Origin of the sequence: Celeribacter sp., from assembly GCF_048270365.1 — a bacterium.
Taxonomy (GTDB): domain Bacteria; phylum Pseudomonadota; class Alphaproteobacteria; order Rhodobacterales; family Rhodobacteraceae; genus Celeribacter.
Genome location: NZ_JBLWTA010000002.1, coordinates 369,878 through 388,755, shown reverse-complemented (window position 1 = coordinate 388,755; position 18,878 = coordinate 369,878). Strand labels below are relative to the sequence as shown.

The following is an 18,878-nucleotide window of genomic DNA, read 5'->3' as shown; positions in this document are numbered from 1 at the left end:
TTTCGCGATGCATGCCATGCTCTCATGGGAGAAATGTATACGGTCGTATCCGAAGAGGTCAGCCATGACGCCAGCCAGCTCCCCGTATGATGACGGGACGATTGCGGAGATCATCTCTGCTCACGCCCATCTCGAAGGCCCGCTTTTGCCCATGTTACATGCGTTGCAAGAGAGCTTTGGAGTGATTCCCGAGGCAGCCCATGCGCCCCTTTGCAAGGCGCTGACGATCACGCGGGCTGAACTCAAGGGCGTGATTTCCTTCTATCACGATTTTCGCGAAAAGCCCGCTGGCAAGCACGTGCTGAAAATCTGCCGCGCAGAAGCCTGCCAGTCGATGGGGGGCACGGCTTTGGCGGAGCGGCTTTTGGAGAAACTCGGCCTCGATTGGCACGGCACCACGCCGGACGGCAAAGTGACGGTAGAGCCTGTCTATTGTTTGGGCCTCTGCGCCTGCGCGCCCGCTGCGATGCTGGATGACAAGTTGATCGCACGCGCCGATGAAGCCCGCGTTGAAAAAGCGCTCGCAGCCACGAAAACGGGGGGCTCGGCATGAAGATTTACGTCCCCATGGACAGCGCCGCCAAGGCGCTCGGCGCCGATGAGGTGGCCGCAAAACTGACGCAAGAGATCGCCGCACGCGGCCTCAAAGCGGAGATCGTGCGCAACGGCACCCGTGGCATGATCTGGCTGGAGCCGCTGGTCGAGATCGAAAAAGACGGTGCGCGTCTGGCCTATGGGCCGATCTCCGAGGACGACGTGGTCGCACTTTTGGATGGTCAGATCGAGACACTGGGCACGGTCGAGGACATCCCCTTCTTTGCCCGCCAGACGCGGCTGACCTTTGAGCGCTGCGGCGTGATCGACCCGCTGTCTTTGTCCGATTATGAGGCGCACGGCGGTCTCGAAGGCCTCAAGCGCGCGATTGGCATGTCGCAAGACGCGATCATCGACGAGGTGAAACTCTCCGGCCTGCGCGGTCGTGGCGGCGCGGGTTTCCCGACCGGCATCAAATGGGACACGGTGCGGCTTGCGAAAGCGCCGCAGAAATACATCGTCTGCAACGCCGACGAGGGCGACAGCGGCACTTTTGCCGACCGGATGATCATGGAGGGCGACCCCTTCACCTTGATCGAAGGCATGACCATTGCGGGCCTCGGTTGCGGTGCCACGAAGGGCTACGTTTACACCCGATCCGAATACCCGGATGCGGTTGCCGTGATGCGTCGAGCAATTGAGATCGCGCGGGCTGCGGGCGTGTTGGGGACCAATGTGTTGGGCTGTGGCCGCGCCTTTGACATGGAAGTCCGCGTCGGTGCGGGTGCTTATGTCTGTGGTGAAGAAACTTCGCTCTTGAACTCGCTCGAAGGCAAACGCGGCGTGGTCCGCGCCAAGCCACCGCTTCCGGCGCTTGAGGGCTTTTTGGGCCGTCCGACCGTGGTGAACAACGTGATCTCTCTGGCGACCGTGCCGGCGATTTTCGCCAAGGGTGCGGAGCATTACGCCAACTTCGGCCTTGGGCGTTCGAAAGGCACCATGCCGATCCAGATCGCGGGCAATGTGAAATTCGGCGGGCTGTTCGAAACCGCCTTTGGCATGCCGCTTGGCACGCTGGTGAACGAGGTCGCGGGTGGCACCGCCTCCGGGCGTCCGGTCAAAGCCGTTCAAGTCGGCGGCCCTCTGGGCGCCTATCTTCACACCGATCAATTCGACACGCCCTTTGGCTACGAAGAGTTCGATGGGCAAAAGGCTCTCATCGGTCACGCGGGCATCGTCGTGTTTGACGACACGGCGGATATGCTGTCGATGGCGCGGTTCGCGATGGAATTCTGCGCGGTGGAGAGCTGTGGCAAATGCACGCCTTGCCGCATCGGCGCGGTGCGGGGCGTTGAAACGCTCGACCGCATCAAGGAGGGCGACGCCAGCGCCATCCCACTCTTGGAAGACCTCTGCGAAGTCATGACCGACGGCTCGCTCTGTGCGCTGGGCGGCTTCACGCCCTATCCGGTGCTCTCCGCGCTGCGCCATTTCCCCGAAGAATTCGCGCCCAACACCGCTCAGAAGGAGGCCGCAGAATGAAAGACTTCATCATTCCCTGGGAAAACGGGACCGGCATCCAAGACGACATCGACCGCGGCACCCCCGCCAAGACGGGCAAGCCGGTGACGCTGACCATCGATGGCATGGAAATCACCGTGCCCGAAGGCACGTCCGTGATGCGCGCGGCCTCTGATCTTGGTATCCAAGTCCCGAAGCTTTGCGCCACCGACAGCCTTGAGGCCTTTGGCTCCTGCCGTCTTTGCGCCGTCGAGATCGAGGGCCGCCGTGGCACGCCTGCCTCCTGCACCACGCCGGTGCACGCCGGGATGAAGGTCCACACCCAGACCGACAAACTGCGCCGCATCCGTAAGGGCGTGATGGAGCTTTATATCTCCGATCACCCGCTCGATTGCCTGACCTGTTCGGCCAATGGCGACTGCGAATTGCAGGATATGGCAGGCGCCGTGGGCCTGCGCGATGTGCGCTATGAGGCGCCGAAAAACGCGCCGCTTGCGAACCATTTTGAGACGCGCGACACGTCGGGTGAGGCCAATCCCGAATGGCTGCCGAAAGACGACAGCAACCCCTATTTCTCCTACGATCCGTCAAAATGCATCGTCTGCAACCGCTGTGTGCGGGCCTGCGAAGAGGTGCAGGGCACCTTTGCTCTGACCATCGAAGGCCGTGGCTTTGACAGCCGCGTGGCCGTGGGCGCGGAGAACTTCCTCGCCTCCGACTGTGTGTCCTGTGGCGCCTGTGTGCAGGCTTGCCCGACCGCAACGCTGCAAGAAAAATCCGTGATCGAGATGGGCACGCCGGACCGTTCCGTCGTGACCACCTGCGCCTATTGCGGTGTCGGATGTAGCTTCAAAGCGGAGATGCAGGGCGATCAATTGGTGCGCATGGTGCCCTATAAGCACGGCAAGGCGAACCGGGGTCATTCCTGTGTTAAAGGCAGATTTGCCTATGGGTATGCCACCCATAAGGATCGTATTTTGAGCCCGATGGTCCGCGACAGCGTCGATCAACCGTGGCGCGAAGTGTCTTGGAATGAGGCGCTGTCTTTTGCGGCTAAGAAACTCGTCGGTCTGCAACAGAAATACGGTCAGAAAAGCATCGGCGTCATCACCTCGTCGCGCTGCACCAACGAGGAAACCTACCTCGTTCAGAAACTCACCCGCGCGGTCTTTGGCAACAACAACACCGACACCTGCGCGCGCGTGTGCCATTCGCCGACCGGCTATGGCCTCGGCCAGACCTTTGGCACCTCGGCGGGCACGCAGGATTTCGACTCGATTGAGAAATCCGACGTCGTGGTGGTGATCGGCGCGAACCCGACGGACGGGCACCCGGTTTTTGCCTCGCGCCTGCGCAAACGTCTGCGTGAAGGGGCCAAGCTGATCGTGATTGACCCGCGTCGCATCGACTTGCTCGAAACGCCGCACCTGAACGAGTCGCTCCACCTGCCGCTGAAACCCGGCACGAACGTCGCCGTGGTCTCTGCGCTGGGTCATGTGATCGTGACCGAAGGTCTGTTCGATCAGACTTTCATCGCGGAACGCTGTGACATCGATGCCTGGGAAGATTACAAAGCCTTCATCTCCGACGAACGCCATGCGCCGGAAGCGACCGAAGCCCTCACCGGCGTGCCTGCACTGGCACTCCGCGAAGCCGCGCGCGCCTATGCGCAGGGCGGCAACGGGGCGATTTATTATGGCCTCGGTGTGACCGAACATTCGCAAGGCTCCACGACCGTGATGGCCATCGCCAACCTTGCGATGATGACCGGCAACATCGGCCGCGAAGGCGTGGGTGTGAACCCGCTGCGTGGTCAGAACAACGTGCAGGGCTCCTGTGATATGGGCTCTTTCCCGCACGAACTGCCGGGCTATCGCCATGTGAAACAGCCGGAAGTGCGTAAGATTTTCGAAGACACCTGGGGCGTCGAACTGGACGCGGAACCCGGTCTGCGCATTCCGAACATGCTGGACGCGGCTGTCGATGGCACCTTCAAAGGGCTCTATTGTCAGGGCGAAGACATTCTGCAATCCGACCCGGACACCAAACATGTGGCCGCCGGTCTCGCAGCCATGGAATGCGTTATCGTGCATGACCTGTTCCTGAACGAGACCGCAAATTACGCACATGTTTTCCTGCCCGGATCGTCGTTCCTCGAAAAAGAAGGCACATTCACCAACGCCGAGCGCCGCATCAACCGCGTGCGCAAAGTGATGGCGCCGAAGAACGGCTATGAGGACTGGGAAGTCACCCAACTACTTGCCAATGCCGTTCTGAAAGAGACCGGCGGCAAGCCTTGGTCCTACGCGCACCCGGCGGAAATCATGGCGGAGATCGCCGCGACCACGCCGTCTTTCGCGGGCGTCGATTACGCGGTGCTCGAAGAGAAAGGCTCCGTGCAATGGCCCTGTAACGAAGAGCACCCGGATGGCACGCCTTTGATGCATGTAGACGGCTTCGTGCGCGGCAAGGGGCGATTCATCGTCACCGAATATATCGCCACGGACGAGAAATCCGGGCCGCGTTTCCCGCTCTTGCTCACCACGGGGCGGATTCTGAGCCAGTACAACGTGGGCGCTCAGACGCGGCGGACAGAGAACTCCGTCTGGCATGATCAGGACGTGTTGGAAATCCACCCGCATGACGCCGAAAATCGCGGTTTGCGCGATGGCGACTGGGTGCGGCTGGCGTCGCGCTCGGGCGAGACCTCTCTGCGCGTCAAGATCACTGATCGGGTCAGCCCCGGCGTGGTCTACACCACCTTCCACCACCCGGACACGCAGGCCAATGTCATCACCACGGATTACTCCGACTGGGCGACGAACTGCCCGGAATATAAGGTGACGGCGGTGCAGGTGTCGCCCTCGAACGGGCCGAGCGAGTGGCAGAAGGACTACACCGCGCAGGCCGAGCAATCGCGCCGGATCGAGGCCGCTGAATGAAGCAGGTCGACGCCCTCCCTGAAGAAGCCCCCGTCGCGCTCGTCTATAACGGCTCGACGGCGGCTGTCATGATGGCGTCACCCTTTGATTTACCTGAGTTTTTGACCGGATTTGCCGTCTCGGAGGGCATCGTGTCCGAGGCCTCTGATGTCACCGAGATTTCGGCGATCAAACATGCCCACGGCTATGAGGTGCGCGGGCGCATACAAGAAGACCGCGCGGCGGCGATGGATGCACGACGGCGAGCTTCTGTCGGACCGATGGGATGTGGGTTGTGCGGGATTGAGAGTCTTGATGAAGCGACGGCTTTTCCGGGGACGGTTAAGCCGATGGTTGCAGGACTTGAGGCACATGCGCGTGCTGCTTTGGATGCGTTGAACGCAGGACAAAAGCGCCGTGATCAGGTGGGGGCCATGCATGCCGCCGGGTTCTTCTCGGATCAGGGACTTATGGCCTTGCGCGAGGATGTTGGGCGGCACAATGCGTTGGACAAATTGATCGGCGCGCTCTCTGGCGCGGATGTCAGCCAAGGCGCGGTGATCATCACCTCGCGGCTCTCTGTCGATCTGGTGCAGAAATGCGTGCGCGCCGGGATTTCCGGGCTCTTCGCATTGTCCTCGCCGACACGCGCGGCGGTGGAACTGGCAAAAGACACAGGACTGACTTTGATGGTGCTGCGCCGCGAGGCGGTGGTGGCCTATACGGATGAAAAGGAAGATTGCGCATGACCGATGCGAAAATGGTGCTGATGGCCAATCAGATCGCGAGCTTTTTTGCCACGCAACCGGGCGGGGATCAGGCCGCCGGTGTGGCCGCGCATCTCAAGGATTTCTGGGAGCCGCGGATGCTGACCCAGCTCAAGGCCTACCTTGGGCAGGGGGGAGAGGGCTTGCATGCCTTGGTGATTGAGGCCGGCCAAACTCTTTGAAATGTCAAAATGGCATTTAAAAACCCCGCCGGTGTGGCGGGGTTTTGTCGTTTTGGGCCTTAGGAACGGGGGCGTTCCTTTTTCGGGTCGTAATGCGGGAAGGCCGCGACGCGGGCCGAGTAGCGTTTGAGGTGGCCATCAAGTTGGCCGACCTCGACTTGGGTTCCTTCGTCTGCATGCGCCACGTCGATCCGCGCCAGCGCGATCCACTGGCCGGTGCGGGGGGAGCGCAGGGCGGAGCAAATCTCGCCCACCTGTGCGCGACCGATACGGATGCAATCGCCATGCGCCACGGCGTTCTGCCCGTCGATCTCAAGACCCACGAATTTGCGCGACGGGGTTTCTTTGCGGCGCAGCAACGCGTCACGCCCGACAAAGTCAGCGGTCTTGGATTTCAAAGGTACGGTAAAGCCGACGCCCGCCTCGAAGGGGTCCGTCTGATCGGAGAAATCATAGCCCGCGAAGACCAACCCGGCCTCGATTCGCACGAGGTCAAGAGCGGCGAGGCCCATGGGTTTCATGCCGACCTTTTGACCGGCCTCCCAGACCGCTTTGAAAATCTCCGCGCCGTGTTTCGGATGACAGAAAATCTCATAGCCCAGCTCACCGGTGTAGCCGGTCCGCGAGATCACAACCGGGATGCCGTCGTGATCACCAAGACGCGCGGGCGTGAACCGAAACCACCCCATGTCCATCAAATCAGGATGATGCGGCGCTGTCCAAAAGAGCTCATTGATCAAATCACGCGATTTTGGGCCTTGGACCGCGAGGTTGTGCATTTGGTCGGTCGAGGAGCGGATCATGACGTTGAGGCCGAGACGTTTGGCCTCTTCGCGCATCCAGACGCCGCCCTCATCCGAGCCACCGATCCAGCGGAAATTATGCTCGCCCAGACGGAACAAAGTGCCGTCGTCGATCATGCCGCCGTGCGGGTAGCACATGGCGGAATAGACCACCTGACCCACGGCGAGTTTTTCAACGTTGCGGGTGAGAACCCAGTTCATCAGCGCCTCGGCATCGGGGCCGGTGATCTCGAATTTTCTGAGCGCGGAGAGGTCCATGACCACCACGCCTTCGCGGCAGGCCCAGTAGCTCTCGACAGGGTCGCATTCCGGGAAAGAGTTGGGCAGCCAGAACCCGTTATAATCGGCAAAGTCGCGGGTCATCGTGGCAAAGGAATCGTAAAAACCGCTTTCACGCGTCATGATCGGATCCTCGTCAGGGGTCGGGCGCCAGGCGGTGGCGCGGGAGAAACGTTCCTCGGCGCCGTAGGTGCGCACATAGATGTCGGTGAGGTGCCAGCCATTGGCGGCAGAGGTATCATCGGGGCAGGACGACGAGACGCAGACCAGATCGGTCAGCGCGCGCAACAACACGTAATCGCCGGGACGCGACCATGGCTCATCCGCCAGCATCACGCCATGTTCGTCGATTGCGGTGTTGAAAAAGAAATTCGCCGCCATCCAGCCGGGACGGGCGGGGATGCCATAAGGGTCGAGAACCGCGTTGAAATTGTCGGAACAGTTGGTGTGCCCCGGATAGCCGATGTCGTCGTAATATTTCGCATTACAGGCCAGACCAAAGGCGTCATGACGGCCGCAGGTGTCTTGGACGACTTCGACCAAAGGCGTCAGGTCATGGTCGAAGTACTTCGCATGCAGGCCGGGCATCGGGTAGGCGTGGCCTTGGATGGTACGGGTGGTTGTGACGTCGAGCGGGTGGAAAATGCCCTTGTCGACCTTGCGCGCGTCGAAACATTGAAAATCGGTGCATTGGCGACCATCGACATCCATGATCTGGATGAATTCACCCTTTTTCACCGTGTAGGCTTTGGCCGTGGCCGAGGCGATGCGGATGTCTTGCAACGTGTCTGCGAGCGGGTCGGGGAGGGCGAATGAGCCTTCATGTCGGGCTTCCGCGCGCGTGATTGTAACGTTGAGCGGCGTGGCGGTGTTTTGCGCCTCGAAATCGGGTTCCGGCGCGGGGGCGTTGATCAAGATCCAGCCTGAATTTTGCGCCGTAAAGCTCACGCCTTCGCCCGCCGGGCTTGTGGCAGAGAAAAGGCCGATGGATTTGGCGCCTGTCAGGTCGATCTGACGGTTCGCAAGGCCCAAACGCAGACGCGCCATGCCAGGCAGGGCGCTATTCACGGTGGCGCGTAGATCGTCGCCGGAGGCATCGGCGGACCAGCCGAGAACACCCGGATCGACACGCCCGTCCATGTGGGCCGCGAGCAACTCGCAACGTTGGCCGCCCTCGGTGTTGGTGACGGTGATCCGGTCACCGGGCTTTACCTCAAGCAAAGACGCCCCACCGCCTTGGACAGTGTGGCGTTCTTCGTTGGAGGCTAGCCGGTAGGCGCCTGCGCGACGCGGGTGAGAGGCCGTTGGCGGGCCGGATCGAAAAGGAAGGCCGGAAGGATCGAGGATCAACGGGATCTCCATCGGTATAAAAAAATCCGGGGGTGCATGATAGCGGTCCCCCGGATCAGGGGAGGAAAATACGCGCCCGGTCCCCCGGACGCGAAGACCGGTTAGTTCTGCAAGTAGGCTTCCATGCTGTCGTCCAGCGCGTCTTTCCAGGGCGTGTGGTGGACGGGCGCCAGAGTGCCGGTGATCACGGAGGTGTAGCAATTGTTACGGAAGGCCATGATGTCCTTCGCCTTGTGTTTCTTCCACTCCATAAAGGCCTCTGTCGCGCCATCGACGTTGAAGGACGGGTAGTCCGTGTCGGCGATGAGCTCCTTGATGTATTCCGCCTGATAGTTGATGGCGTATTTCACATCGTCGGAGGCGTCTTCGCGCTTCATACGTTCCACAACGTCGGCCTCGAGGACGGCTTTGTCAGTCGGAACCTCGATACGACCGAGGATGATGTCCCGCACATACCACGCCTGCGCGTCGAACATGTTGAAGGTGAACCACTGGTCCTGCATGCCGAGGTAGAAGAGCTTTGGATTGTGGGTGTAGACCACGCCTTTGTAGAGATCGGCGGTCGCCAGGCGGTTCTTGGTTTTGAGGCGCAAATCGTCGGGCAGGAAGGGGAAATAGTGTTTGTAGCCGGTGCACAGGATGATCGCGTCGACGTCCTTGGTGGTGCCATCGGCGAAATAGGCGGTCTTGCCCTCGACCTTTTCTAGCGCAGGTTTTTCTTCCCAATTGTCCGGCCAGTTAAAGCCCATCGGCGCGGAGCGGTAGCAGGTGGTCACCGAGTTTGCGCCGTATTTCCAGCACTGCGAGCCGATGTCTTCGGCGGAGTAGGAGGAGCCCATCAAAAGCACATCCTTGCCCTCGAATTCGCGCGCGTCGCGGAAGTCGTGGGCGTGGACGATGCGGCCGTTGAACTGATCGAAGCCCTCGTATTCCGGCACGTTCGGAGAGGAGAAGTGGCCGGAGGCGACGATGACATTGTCGAAACGCTCTTTGTAAACGCGGTCCTCGACCATGTCGTGCACGGTGACTTCGAAGTCGCCTTTATCAGCATCATATTCGACCCAGCGGATCACGGAAGAGAAGCGAATCCACTTGCGCACGTCGGCCTTGATCACGCGGCCTTCGATGTAGTCGAACAGCACGGCGCGCGGCGGGTAAGACGCGATTTGCTTGCCGAAATGTTCCTCGAAGGAATAGTCGGCAAATTCGAGACCCTCTTTCGGACCATTGGACCAGAGGTAGCGATACATCGAGCCGTGCACGGGTTCGCCATTCTCATCGACGCCGGTGCGCCACGTGTAGTTCCACAGCCCGCCCCAGTTCGATTGCTTCTCGAAACAGACGACGTCCGGGATCTCGGCACCCTTCTGGGCGGCGGATTGGAAAGCACGCAGTTGAGCGAGGCCGGAGGGGCCAGCACCGATGACGGCGACTCGTTTGGTCATATTGAAAACTCCCGTTGGTTGAGCGTGTGTTGGTATGGACCAATAATCAAGATTGGTTCTTTTGGATTGACTCCGGTTTGGTCCAAAAATTTTCTGCTGGTCAATGAATTTTCCTTAGAGGAATATATGAATCGGGAAATCTCTCGGTCTATTGACCTATTTTTGAGCGCGAGGTGAAAAAATGAGCAGCGCTTCGCTGGCGCAGAGACTGGCCGTCGCAGGCAGCATGCCGCGTCTGAGCGTGCAAGATCGCGCGCCCATTCGCATTGGCGCGTTGGTGCCGATGTCGGGCGCCGAAGAGTTCTGGGGCCGACCGGGCGTAGAGGGCTGTCAGCTTTGGGTCGATTGGATCAATGCGCATGGCGGTATGATGCTGGGCGGACGGCGGCACTTGGTCGAGCTGAGCGTTTATGACAGCGGTGACGGGCCAGAGGCGACGCTTGAGGCCGCGCGCCAGATGGTCGAGACCCAGCGCGTGCGACTGGTCCTGACCTTGGGCGGTGGCGATATGGCGCTGGCACTGCCTTACCTGATGCAACGCCGCATTCTGACCGCGACATTGTTGCCCTCGGACCTCTCTCCCGATCACCCCTTTCTCATCGCCCCCGCCGAGGTGCACCCGTTTTTCAACGTCACCGGCGTCGACTGGCTGGCCCGGACACGACCCGAGGCGACGCGAGTGGCGCTCTGTTCGCAACGTGATCTCATGGGCCTGCCATCGCTGGCCACCTACCGCGCCGCCTTCGATGTCGCAGGCCGCGAGGTGGTGCGGGAGGTGCATTATGAGGCGGAGGCCGGGGATGCGCGCGCCATTGTGGCGGAGATGCTGGCCGCTGATCCCGATGTGCTTTGCTGGTGCTCCTCGGCACCGCCGATGATCGAGGAGCTGACGGTGGCAGCTTATGAGGCCGGGTTCACGGGCGAGATTCTCGCCTGTACCTGCGACAATTATGGGCGGCTGATCACGCGCACCTCGCCCGACTTCATGGAGCGCTTCACCTTCCAATTCCCGGATTTTGACGATGCGGCGCTGGCCGACACGGCGTTTTTCTTTCACCGGCCCAAGGCGTTTTTCGACGCCTATACCGAGCGCTTCCCGGATCACTGGTCTGCGGTGAGTTGGGAATATGCCTCTATTCTGGACCTCTGGCACGATGCGGTGGAAACGGCGGACAGTCTTAATACGGCTTCGGTTCTCGCCGCTCTGAAACGGGGACGCCGCATGCCGCATGCCTTTGGGCTGGCGACCTGGTGGGGCACGGATGTCTACGGCATCGACAATGCGCTGGTCGGCGATTGGCCGGTGGTGGCGATCCGGGGCGGCAAGGCCGAGATTCAGGAATTCGGTTCGGTGCTGGGCTGGCTTGAGGCCCATGGCGGGCGTTTGATGGAGGAGCTGGGTGCTCTGGGCCAGCTTTGGCACCAACGCGACAAACCCGATTTGACACGCGCGCTGGCGCAGGACTGACCGCCAAAACGCGGATCCTATATATAAGAGAGAAAGAACGTGACAGGAGAGATGACTTTGAAGCCGGAAGAAACCGCCCTGCGACAAAACCCCCATGCCGTGAAAGAGCAGAGGGAAAAGAACCTCGAGGTTGCCATCGGGCGCCAGGTGCGCGAGCTGCGTAAACGGCAACGGCTGACGGGCGCTGATTTGGCGGCGCAAACCGGGCTGTCGGTGGGGATGCTGTCTAAGATCGAAAATGGCGTGATCTCGCCTTCGCTCAACACGATCTCCGCGCTGGCGCATGCGTTGAAAGTGCCACTGGTGCAGCTGTTCTCCGGCTATGAGGAAGAGCGCGGCTGTATGCATGTGAAAGCGGGCGATGGGGTCGAAATCGAGCGCGAAGGCACCCGCGCCGGGCATCAATACAGTCTCTTGGGTCATATCGGGTCGAACAACTCGGGCGTTGTGGTCGAGCCCTATCTGATCGAACTGACCGATGCCTCCGACCGGTTTCCGGCGTTTCAACATGAAGGCATCGAGCTTTTGTATATGTTGGAGGGCCGCGTCGACTATCGTCATGGCGACAAGATCTATCCGCTGGAGCCGGGCGACACGCTTTTGTTCGACTCGGATGCGCCACATGGCCCGGAAGTCATCAATGAGCTGCCCGCTCGTTACCTGTCGATCATCACTTACCCGCAGGCGCGTTAAACCTGCGGATCATTGGCGATTCTGCGTCGTTTTGGGTGAAATTTTCACATTTCGCCCAATTCGTGAGCGATTTCCCCGGCCCCGCCAGCTTGTTGAGTAAAAAGAATGCATATTTCCTGCGGATAAGTATTTTTTCCGAGGAGGAGAAAAACTTTCTTGAAGAGAAAATAGATTTCCCGCTAGTGATGTTGGTGACGGCGCAAGACGCCGATAACCTCACCCACTATGGAGGAACCTATGTGTGGCATTGTTGGCCTCTTCCTGAAAAAGGATGAATTGCGCCCCCAACTGGGCGATCTGCTGACCGATATGCTTATCACCATGACCGACCGCGGCCCGGACAGTGCCGGGATCGCGATCTATGGCGATGAGACAGACGGCATGGTGAAAATCACCGTTCAATCGGACACGCCCGCCGAGGCCTTCGCCGATCTCGACGCTGCCGTCTGTGCCGCTGTTGACGCGCCGGTGACGATCAAAGTGGTCGACACCCACGCGGTTCTGACCCTGCCGGAAGCGGTCGAGAAAGACGCCATTGCCTTCCTCGAAGAGAAGGGCCTGCGCATCATGGGCTCCGGGGCTTCCATGGAAATCTACAAGGAAACCGGTCTTCCGAAAGACGTCGCGGCGCGCTTTGGTCTGCGTGAGATGGGCGGCTCCCACGGCATCGGCCACACCCGCATGGCGACTGAATCCGCCGTGACGACGATGGGCGCGCATCCGTTCTCCACCGCTGACGACCAGTGCCTCGTGCACAACGGTTCGTTGTCGAACCACAACCAGATGCGTCGCAAACTTGCCAAGAAAGGCGTGTTCACCCGCTCTGAAAACGACACCGAAGTGGGCGCGGCTTACATCTCGTCCCGCATCGCCGACGGGGCAACTCTGGGCGAAGCGCTCGAAGGCACAATCGAAGACCTCGACGGGTTCTTCACCTTTGTGACCGGGACGAAAAACGGCTTTGGCGTCGTGCGTGACCCGATCGCCTGCAAACCTGCCGTGATGGCCGAGACCGAAGACTACGTCGCCTTCGCCTCCGAATATCGCGCCTTCGCAGACCTGCCGGGCATCGAAGCCGCCCGCGTCTGGGAGCCGGAACCTGCAACTGTTTACTTCTGGGAGCGCTGATCCAATGACCACCCAGCTTGATATGACCGCAACGGAACTCCGTGAGGTTAACACCACGCTTCAGGCCGCCGCCAAGGCGCAAGCCAACGCCGCCTATGACATCATCAACCCGCGCGGTTCGCACGCCATGGCCTGTGGCCTCGACGGTCCGCTCTCCGTGACGATCAAGGGCTCCACCGGCTACTACTGTGCGGGCATGAACAAGGAAGCCACCGTCACCGTCGAAGGCTCCGCCGGCCCGGGTGTCGCCGAAAACATGATGTCCGGTGTCGTGACCATCGAAGGCGATGCCTCGCAATATGCGGGCGCCACCGGTCACGGCGGGCTTTTGAACATCAAAGGCAATGCCTCCTCGCGCTGCGGCATTTCGATGAAAGGCATCGACATCGTCGTTCACGGCAACATCGGCCACATGTCCGCCTTCATGGCGCAAAAGGGCAACCTTGTTGTTCTGGGCGATGCAGGCGATGCGCTAGGTGACTCGCTTTATGAAGCCCGTCTCTTTGTGCGCGGCAACGTGAAATCTCTCGGCGCTGACTGCATCGAGAAAGAGATGCGCCCGGAGCACATCGAGATTCTCAAGGAGCTTCTCGAAAAAGCCGGGGCCGACGCCAAGCCCGAAGAGTTCAAGCGCTACGGCTCTGCCCGCAAGCTCTACAATTTCAACATCGATCACGCCGACGAATACTGAGGAGCGCGATATGGACAAGACACCTCAAACCGACCCGCGTCAGAGCTGGACCTTCTCCAACTCGATCAACTCGGAAATCCGTCGTGCGGCCGACACCGGCATCTACGACATTCGTGGCGGTGGCGCGAAACGCCGTGTGCCGCATTTCGACGACCTGCTGTTCCTCGGCGCTTCGATGTCGCGTTACCCGCTCGAAGGTTACCGTGAAAAATGCGACACCTCCGTCACGTTGGGCACGCGCTTTGCGAAAAAGCCGATTGAACTCAAAATCCCGGTGACCATCGCGGGCATGTCCTTCGGCGCGCTCTCCGGTCACGCCAAAGAGGCTCTGGGCCGCGGCGCGACCATGGCGGGCACCTCGACGACCACCGGCGACGGCGGCATGACCGAGGAAGAGCGCGGTCACTCCGAGAAACTCGTCTACCAATATCTGCCGTCTCGTTATGGGATGAACCCGGACGACCTGCGTCGGGCGGATGCCATCGAGATCGTTGTGGGCCAGGGTGCGAAACCGGGCGGCGGCGGGATGCTGCTGGGGCAGAAGATCACCGAACGCGTCGCTGGTATGCGCGATTTGCCGGTCGGCATTGACCAACGTTCCGCCTGTCGTCACCCCGACTGGACTGGCCCGGATGACTTGGAAATCAAAATTCTCGAAATCCGCGAAATCACCAATTGGGAAAAGCCGATTTACATCAAAGTCGGTGGCGCGCGTCCTTATTATGACGTCGCTCTGGCCTGTAAAGCGGGCGCCGATGTGATCGTTCTCGACGGCATGCAGGGCGGCACGGCGGCGACCCAAGACGTGTTCATCGAACATGTCGGTCAACCGACGCTGGCCTGTATCCGCCCCGCCGTTCAGGCGCTCCAAGACCTCGGTCTGCACCGCGAAGTGCAGCTCGTCGTCTCCGGCGGCATCCGCACCGGCGCCGATGTGGCGAAAGCTCTGGCACTTGGCGCCGACGCCGTGGCCATCGGCACTGCCGCTCTGGTGGCCCTGGGTGACAACGACCCGAAATGGGAATCCGAGTACAACAAACTCGGCACCACCACGGGCGCCTATGACGACTGGCATGAGGGCCGCGATCCGGCGGGCATCACAACGCAGGACGTGGAGCTGATGAAGCGCCTCGATCCGGTCGCTGCAGGTCGCCGCCTGCGCAACTACCTCAACGTGCTGACGCTGGAATGCCAGACGCTGGCCCGCGCCTGTGGTCACAACCATGTCCACAACCTTGAGCCGGAAGACCTCTGTGCGCTGACCATGGAAGCCGCTGCCATGGCGCAAGTGCCGCTGGCTGGGACCAATTGGTACCCGGGCAAGCCCGGCTTCTGATCTCGAAAACGCACATATTTGAGGGGCCTCTGGCCCCTCATTCACCAACAGGGAATTGAAAATGAGCAAACTTGCCAAATTCGCCGAGGAAAAAGGCGTCAAATATTTCATGATCTCCTACACCGATCTCTTCGGTGGCCAGCGCGCCAAACTGGTGCCGGCCCAAGCGATTGCGGATATGGAGGAAGACGGCGCGGGCTTTGCGGGCTTTGCCACCTGGCTCGACCTGACGCCTGCGCACCCCGATATGCTGGCCGTGCCGGATGCGGATGCTGCGATCCAGCTGCCGTGGAAACCCGAGGTGGCTTGGGTGCCTGCCGACTGCGTGATGGAAGGTCAGCCGGTCGAACAAGCGCCGCGCAACGTGTTGAAGAAACTTGTTAAAGAAGCCGCCGACGAAGGTCTGCGCGTCAAGACCGGGATCGAAGCGGAATTCTTCCTTTTGACGCCCGAGGGCGATCAAATTTCTGACCCCTTCGATACGGCGGAAAAGCCCTGTTACGACCAACAGGCTGTGATGCGCCGCTACGATGTGATCGCGCAGATTTGCGATTACATGCTGGAATTGGGCTGGGGTCCGTATCAGAACGACCACGAGGACGCGAACGGCCAGTTCGAAATGAACTGGGATTTCGACGATGCGCTGCTCACTGCCGACCGCCACAGCTTCTTCAAATTCATGGTTAAATCCGTGGCCGAACAGCACGGCTTCCGCGCCACCTTCATGCCGAAACCGATCGAAGGGCTGACCGGAAACGGTTGTCACGCGCATATCTCGGTCTGGGATCTCGACGGCAAAACCAACGCCTTTGCGGGCGATGCCGGGGGTCAAATCGGCGAAGTGGGTCTGTCTGAGCAGGGCGGCTACTTCCTCGGCGGGATCATGAAGCACGCAGAAGCCTTGGCTGCGATCACCAACCCGACGGTGAATTCCTACAAACGCATCAACGCGCCGCGCACTATGTCGGGCGCGACCTGGGCGCCGAACACCGTGACCTGGACCGGCAACAACCGCACCCACATGGTCCGCGTTCCGGGGCCGGGCCGGTTTGAGCTTCGCCTGCCGGATGGGGCCGTGAACCCCTACCTGTTGCAAGCCGTGATCATCGCTGCTGGTCTTTCGGGCATCCGCTCCAAGGCCAACCCCGGTCCGCGTTATGACATCGACATGTATGCCGAGGGTCATAAGATCGAAGGCGCGCCGAAACTGCCGCTCAACATGCTGGACGCGATCCGCGCCTATGATGCTGACCCGGAACTCAAAGCCATGCTCGGCAATGATTTCTCCGCGTCTTACATCAAGATGAAGCATCAGGAATGGAACACCTTCGTGTCGCATTTCTCGCGCTGGGAAAAAGACAACACGCTCGACATCTGAGCCGGAAATATCCCTGAGCGGTGCGCGCGAGAGCCATCGCTTTCCCTCAAAGGCCCGGCTTATGCTGGGCCTTCTTTTTTGCGCAGTTGCGAGGGCGCAATGCCGTAGGATTTTCGGAAGGCGTCAGAGAAATGCGCCTGTGATGAGAAACCTGTCATCTGGGCAATCTCGGCCAGAGGGATGCGGGTCGTCTCAACCAAATCTTTCCCTGTTTCCAATCGGATACGGCGATATTCCTCCATCACAGATCGGCCGATGTTCTCCCGGAACTGGCGTTGCAATTGACGGGTCGAGAGGCCGGAAAGGTCGGCCAATTGGTCCTGATCCAAAGGGTCCGCGATATGCGATTGCATCAGCTCCAAAGCGGACATGACCGCGTCCGGCAAGACGCCATAAAGCGCTGACAAAGATCGGCGTTGCGGCGCTTCGGCGCCTCGGACTTCGGCCTGAATGAACCAATCCGAAATGCGCCCGGCAAACCCCGTGCCGTGGTCGCGTGCGATGATCGCATGCATCATGTCGAGAGGCGCCGAGCCCCCTGCGCAGGTGTAGCGGTCCCGGTCGATGACAAAGAGTTTGCGCTCCAAAAGCCAGTCGCCGGGCAACTCGTCGAAGTCGTCGTAATGGTGCCAATGCACGGTAAATCGGCGGTTCTCCAAAAGCCCCGCTTTGGCCAAAATCACCGCGCCGCCGGAGATGCCACCAAGGGCTACGCCGTTGCTGTCCGCCTGCCACAACCACTTGAACAGCGCGGGGTCGGTGACCCGCGCGGGGCTGCCACCGGCGACGACGAACAACAAATCGAAGAGCGGGAAAACGTCTTGGAAAGGCCGGGTCTGAAACGTGGCCCCGACGGAGGATTTCGCCTCTGTTCCTGTGCCCGAGAGGAGCGTGATGTCGTAGTTCAAAGTCGGCGAAAACAGGTTCGCCGCGCGCAAAGGTTCAAGCGCCGAGGCGGTCGACAAAAGCGCATAACCATCAAGCAAAAGAAAGGCGATTCTCCGCATTTGCGACCCTTGCTGACTTTCTCAAAATTACGTCTTAAAAATGAAAATATACGACCTGAAACAGGAAGAATAGCCTCAAAATCACCGCTAAAACAGTGTTGTGACGAAGGAGCGCATCTATGAAATTTTCAGGTTTCAAAGTCGTGAAAGAGGCCCTGACCGGGCATAAGGGCTGGACGCAACTCTGGCGCAGCCCGGAGCCGAAAAAGGCCTATGACATCGTGATCGTGGGCGGCGGCGGACACGGGCTGGCGACGGCCTATTACCTCGCCAAGGTCTATGGCGAGTTGAGCATTGCAGTGCTGGAAAAAGGCTGGATCGGCTCCGGCAACGCGGGCCGCAACACGACGATCATCCGCTCCAACTACCTGCTGCCGGGCAACCAGCCGTTCTACGAGTTTTCGATGAAACTCTGGGAGAATTTGGAGCAGGATACGAATTTCAACTCGATGGTGTCGCAGCGGTCGATCATCAACCTGATCCACTCGGACGGCCAGCGCGACGCCTATCGTCGGCGCGGCAATGCGATGATGCTCTCGGATGCGGGGGCAAAACTTTTGTCGCGTGACGACATCAAACGCATGGTGCCGTTCCTGAACTTCGACAACGCGCGTTTCCCGATCAAAGGCGGTTTGATGCAGACCCGCGCGGGCACGGCGCGCCACGATGGCGTGGTCTGGGGCTATGCCCGAGGCGCCGATCAGCGCGGCGTCGACATCATCCAGAATTGCGAAGTCACGGGCTTCAAGATCGAGAATGGCAAGGTGTTGGGCGTCGAAACGTCGCGCGGCTTTATCGGTGCGAAAAAGGTTGGCGTCTCGGTCGCGGGCTCCTCGGGCCGCGTGATGGAAAAGGCGGGGATGCGCCTGCCGATTGAAAGCCATGCCTTGCAGGCCTTTGTGTCTGAGGGTCTCAAACCGACCATTCCGGGGGTCATCACCTTTGGCGCCGGGCATTTCTACGTCAGCCAATCCGACAAGGGCGGTTTGGTCTTTGGCGGCGACATCGACGGCTACAATTCCTACGCGCAGCGCGGCAACCTTCCGGTGGTCGAGGACGTGCTCGAAGGCGGTATGGCTTTGATGCCGATGATTGGCCGCGCGCGTCTGTTGCGGGCCTGGGGCGGGCTTGTCGACATGTCGATGGACGGCTCGCCGATCATCGACAAGACCGGCATTGAAGGCCTCTATTTCAACGGCGCCTGGAATTACGGCGGGTTCAAAGCGACCCCGGCGGCGGGCTACACATTCGCCCATTTGCTGGCGACCGACACCCCGCATGAGACCGCGACGGCCTTCCGGTTCGACCGGTTCAACCGCGGTTATGTCATCGACGAAAAGGGCGTTGGCGCCCAACCGAACCTGCATTGAGGAGC

15 protein-coding genes are annotated in these 18,878 nt (G+C 60.4%); 12 read left to right on the top strand and 3 right to left on the bottom strand.

Translation table 11 applies throughout. The features are described 5' to 3' along the window. Window positions 1–64: 64 nt before the first annotated feature. Genes ACN0X0_RS04575 through ACN0X0_RS04555 form a run of 5 tightly spaced genes read left to right on the top strand, consistent with a single transcriptional unit; the run spans window position 65 to window position 5,925 of the window. Window positions 65–553 carry a formate dehydrogenase subunit gamma gene (locus ACN0X0_RS04575; RefSeq protein WP_417278193.1) on the top strand — a complete coding sequence of 163 codons (489 nt, stop codon included), beginning with the start codon at window positions 65–67 and terminating at the stop codon, window positions 551–553. Further along, window positions 550–2,076 carry a formate dehydrogenase beta subunit gene (locus ACN0X0_RS04570; RefSeq protein WP_417278192.1) on the top strand — a complete coding sequence of 509 codons (1,527 nt, stop codon included), beginning with the start codon at window positions 550–552 and terminating at the stop codon, window positions 2,074–2,076. Before ACN0X0_RS04575 ends, ACN0X0_RS04570 begins: the two co-directional genes overlap by 4 nt. Then, window positions 2,073–4,997 (top strand): formate dehydrogenase subunit alpha, encoded by a 2,925-nt coding sequence (gene fdhF, locus ACN0X0_RS04565; protein WP_417278191.1) that lies wholly within the window; start codon window positions 2,073–2,075, stop codon window positions 4,995–4,997. The genes ACN0X0_RS04570 and fdhF overlap by 4 nt, the downstream gene beginning before the upstream one ends. Continuing rightward, entirely contained in the window at window positions 4,994–5,725 is a 732-nt protein-coding gene (gene fdhD / locus ACN0X0_RS04560; RefSeq protein ID WP_417278190.1) for a formate dehydrogenase accessory sulfurtransferase FdhD, read from the top strand. Before fdhF ends, fdhD begins: the two co-directional genes overlap by 4 nt. Further along, window positions 5,722–5,925, top strand: a complete 204-nt coding sequence (locus ACN0X0_RS04555) for a formate dehydrogenase subunit delta (RefSeq protein ID WP_321364618.1) — start codon at window positions 5,722–5,724, stop codon at window positions 5,923–5,925. The genes fdhD and ACN0X0_RS04555 overlap by 4 nt, the downstream gene beginning before the upstream one ends. Window positions 5,926–5,984: 59 nt before the next feature. On the opposite strand, the gene ACN0X0_RS04550 is transcribed toward ACN0X0_RS04555, so the two are convergent. Next, a complete protein-coding gene (locus tag ACN0X0_RS04550; RefSeq protein ID WP_417278229.1) occupies window positions 5,985–8,354 on the bottom strand; it encodes a DUF1989 domain-containing protein in 2,370 nt (789 codons plus the stop codon). Between the two features lie 104 nt (window positions 8,355–8,458). After that, window positions 8,459–9,802 carry an NAD(P)-binding domain-containing protein gene (locus ACN0X0_RS04545; protein ID WP_417278189.1) on the bottom strand — a complete coding sequence of 448 codons (1,344 nt, stop codon included), beginning with the start codon at window positions 9,800–9,802 and terminating at the stop codon, window positions 8,459–8,461. A gap of 181 nt (window positions 9,803–9,983) precedes the next feature. Here ACN0X0_RS04545 and ACN0X0_RS04540 point away from each other — a divergent pair, with 181 nt between their 5' ends. The 6 genes from ACN0X0_RS04540 (at window position 9,984) to glnT (ending at window position 16,496) form a co-directional block, all read left to right on the top strand. Next, entirely contained in the window at window positions 9,984–11,270 is a 1,287-nt protein-coding gene (locus ACN0X0_RS04540; RefSeq protein ID WP_417278188.1) for an ABC transporter substrate-binding protein, read from the top strand. 51 nt (window positions 11,271–11,321) lie between these two features. Further along, window positions 11,322–11,963 (top strand): helix-turn-helix domain-containing protein, encoded by a 642-nt coding sequence (locus tag ACN0X0_RS04535; RefSeq protein ID WP_417262692.1) that lies wholly within the window; start codon window positions 11,322–11,324, stop codon window positions 11,961–11,963. 237 nt (window positions 11,964–12,200) lie between these two features. Beyond that, window positions 12,201–13,091 (top strand): class II glutamine amidotransferase, encoded by an 891-nt coding sequence (locus tag ACN0X0_RS04530; RefSeq protein ID WP_417278187.1) that lies wholly within the window; start codon window positions 12,201–12,203, stop codon window positions 13,089–13,091. A 4-nt stretch (window positions 13,092–13,095) separates the two neighbouring features. After that, the gene (locus ACN0X0_RS04525; RefSeq protein ID WP_417278186.1) at window positions 13,096–13,782 is read left to right on the top strand and encodes a protein GlxC; all 687 of its coding nucleotides are present in this window, start codon (window positions 13,096–13,098) and stop codon (window positions 13,780–13,782) included. A 10-nt stretch (window positions 13,783–13,792) separates the two neighbouring features. Beyond that, on the top strand, window positions 13,793–15,118 hold the full coding sequence (locus ACN0X0_RS04520) for an FMN-binding glutamate synthase family protein (RefSeq protein WP_417278185.1): 1,326 nt from the start codon (window positions 13,793–13,795) through the stop codon (window positions 15,116–15,118). A 61-nt stretch (window positions 15,119–15,179) separates the two neighbouring features. Then, window positions 15,180–16,496, top strand: a complete 1,317-nt coding sequence (glnT, locus tag ACN0X0_RS04515) for a type III glutamate--ammonia ligase (protein WP_417278184.1) — start codon at window positions 15,180–15,182, stop codon at window positions 16,494–16,496. 59 nt (window positions 16,497–16,555) lie between these two features. On the opposite strand, the gene ACN0X0_RS04510 is transcribed toward glnT, so the two are convergent. Then, window positions 16,556–17,503, bottom strand: coding sequence for a GlxA family transcriptional regulator (locus ACN0X0_RS04510; protein ID WP_417278183.1), 948 nt, complete (start codon window positions 17,501–17,503; stop codon window positions 16,556–16,558). A 119-nt stretch (window positions 17,504–17,622) separates the two neighbouring features. Here ACN0X0_RS04510 and ACN0X0_RS04505 point away from each other — a divergent pair, with 119 nt between their 5' ends. Further along, a complete protein-coding gene (locus ACN0X0_RS04505; protein ID WP_321364609.1) occupies window positions 17,623–18,873 on the top strand; it encodes a sarcosine oxidase subunit beta family protein in 1,251 nt (416 codons plus the stop codon). The last annotated feature ends 5 nt before the right edge of the window (window positions 18,874–18,878 follow it).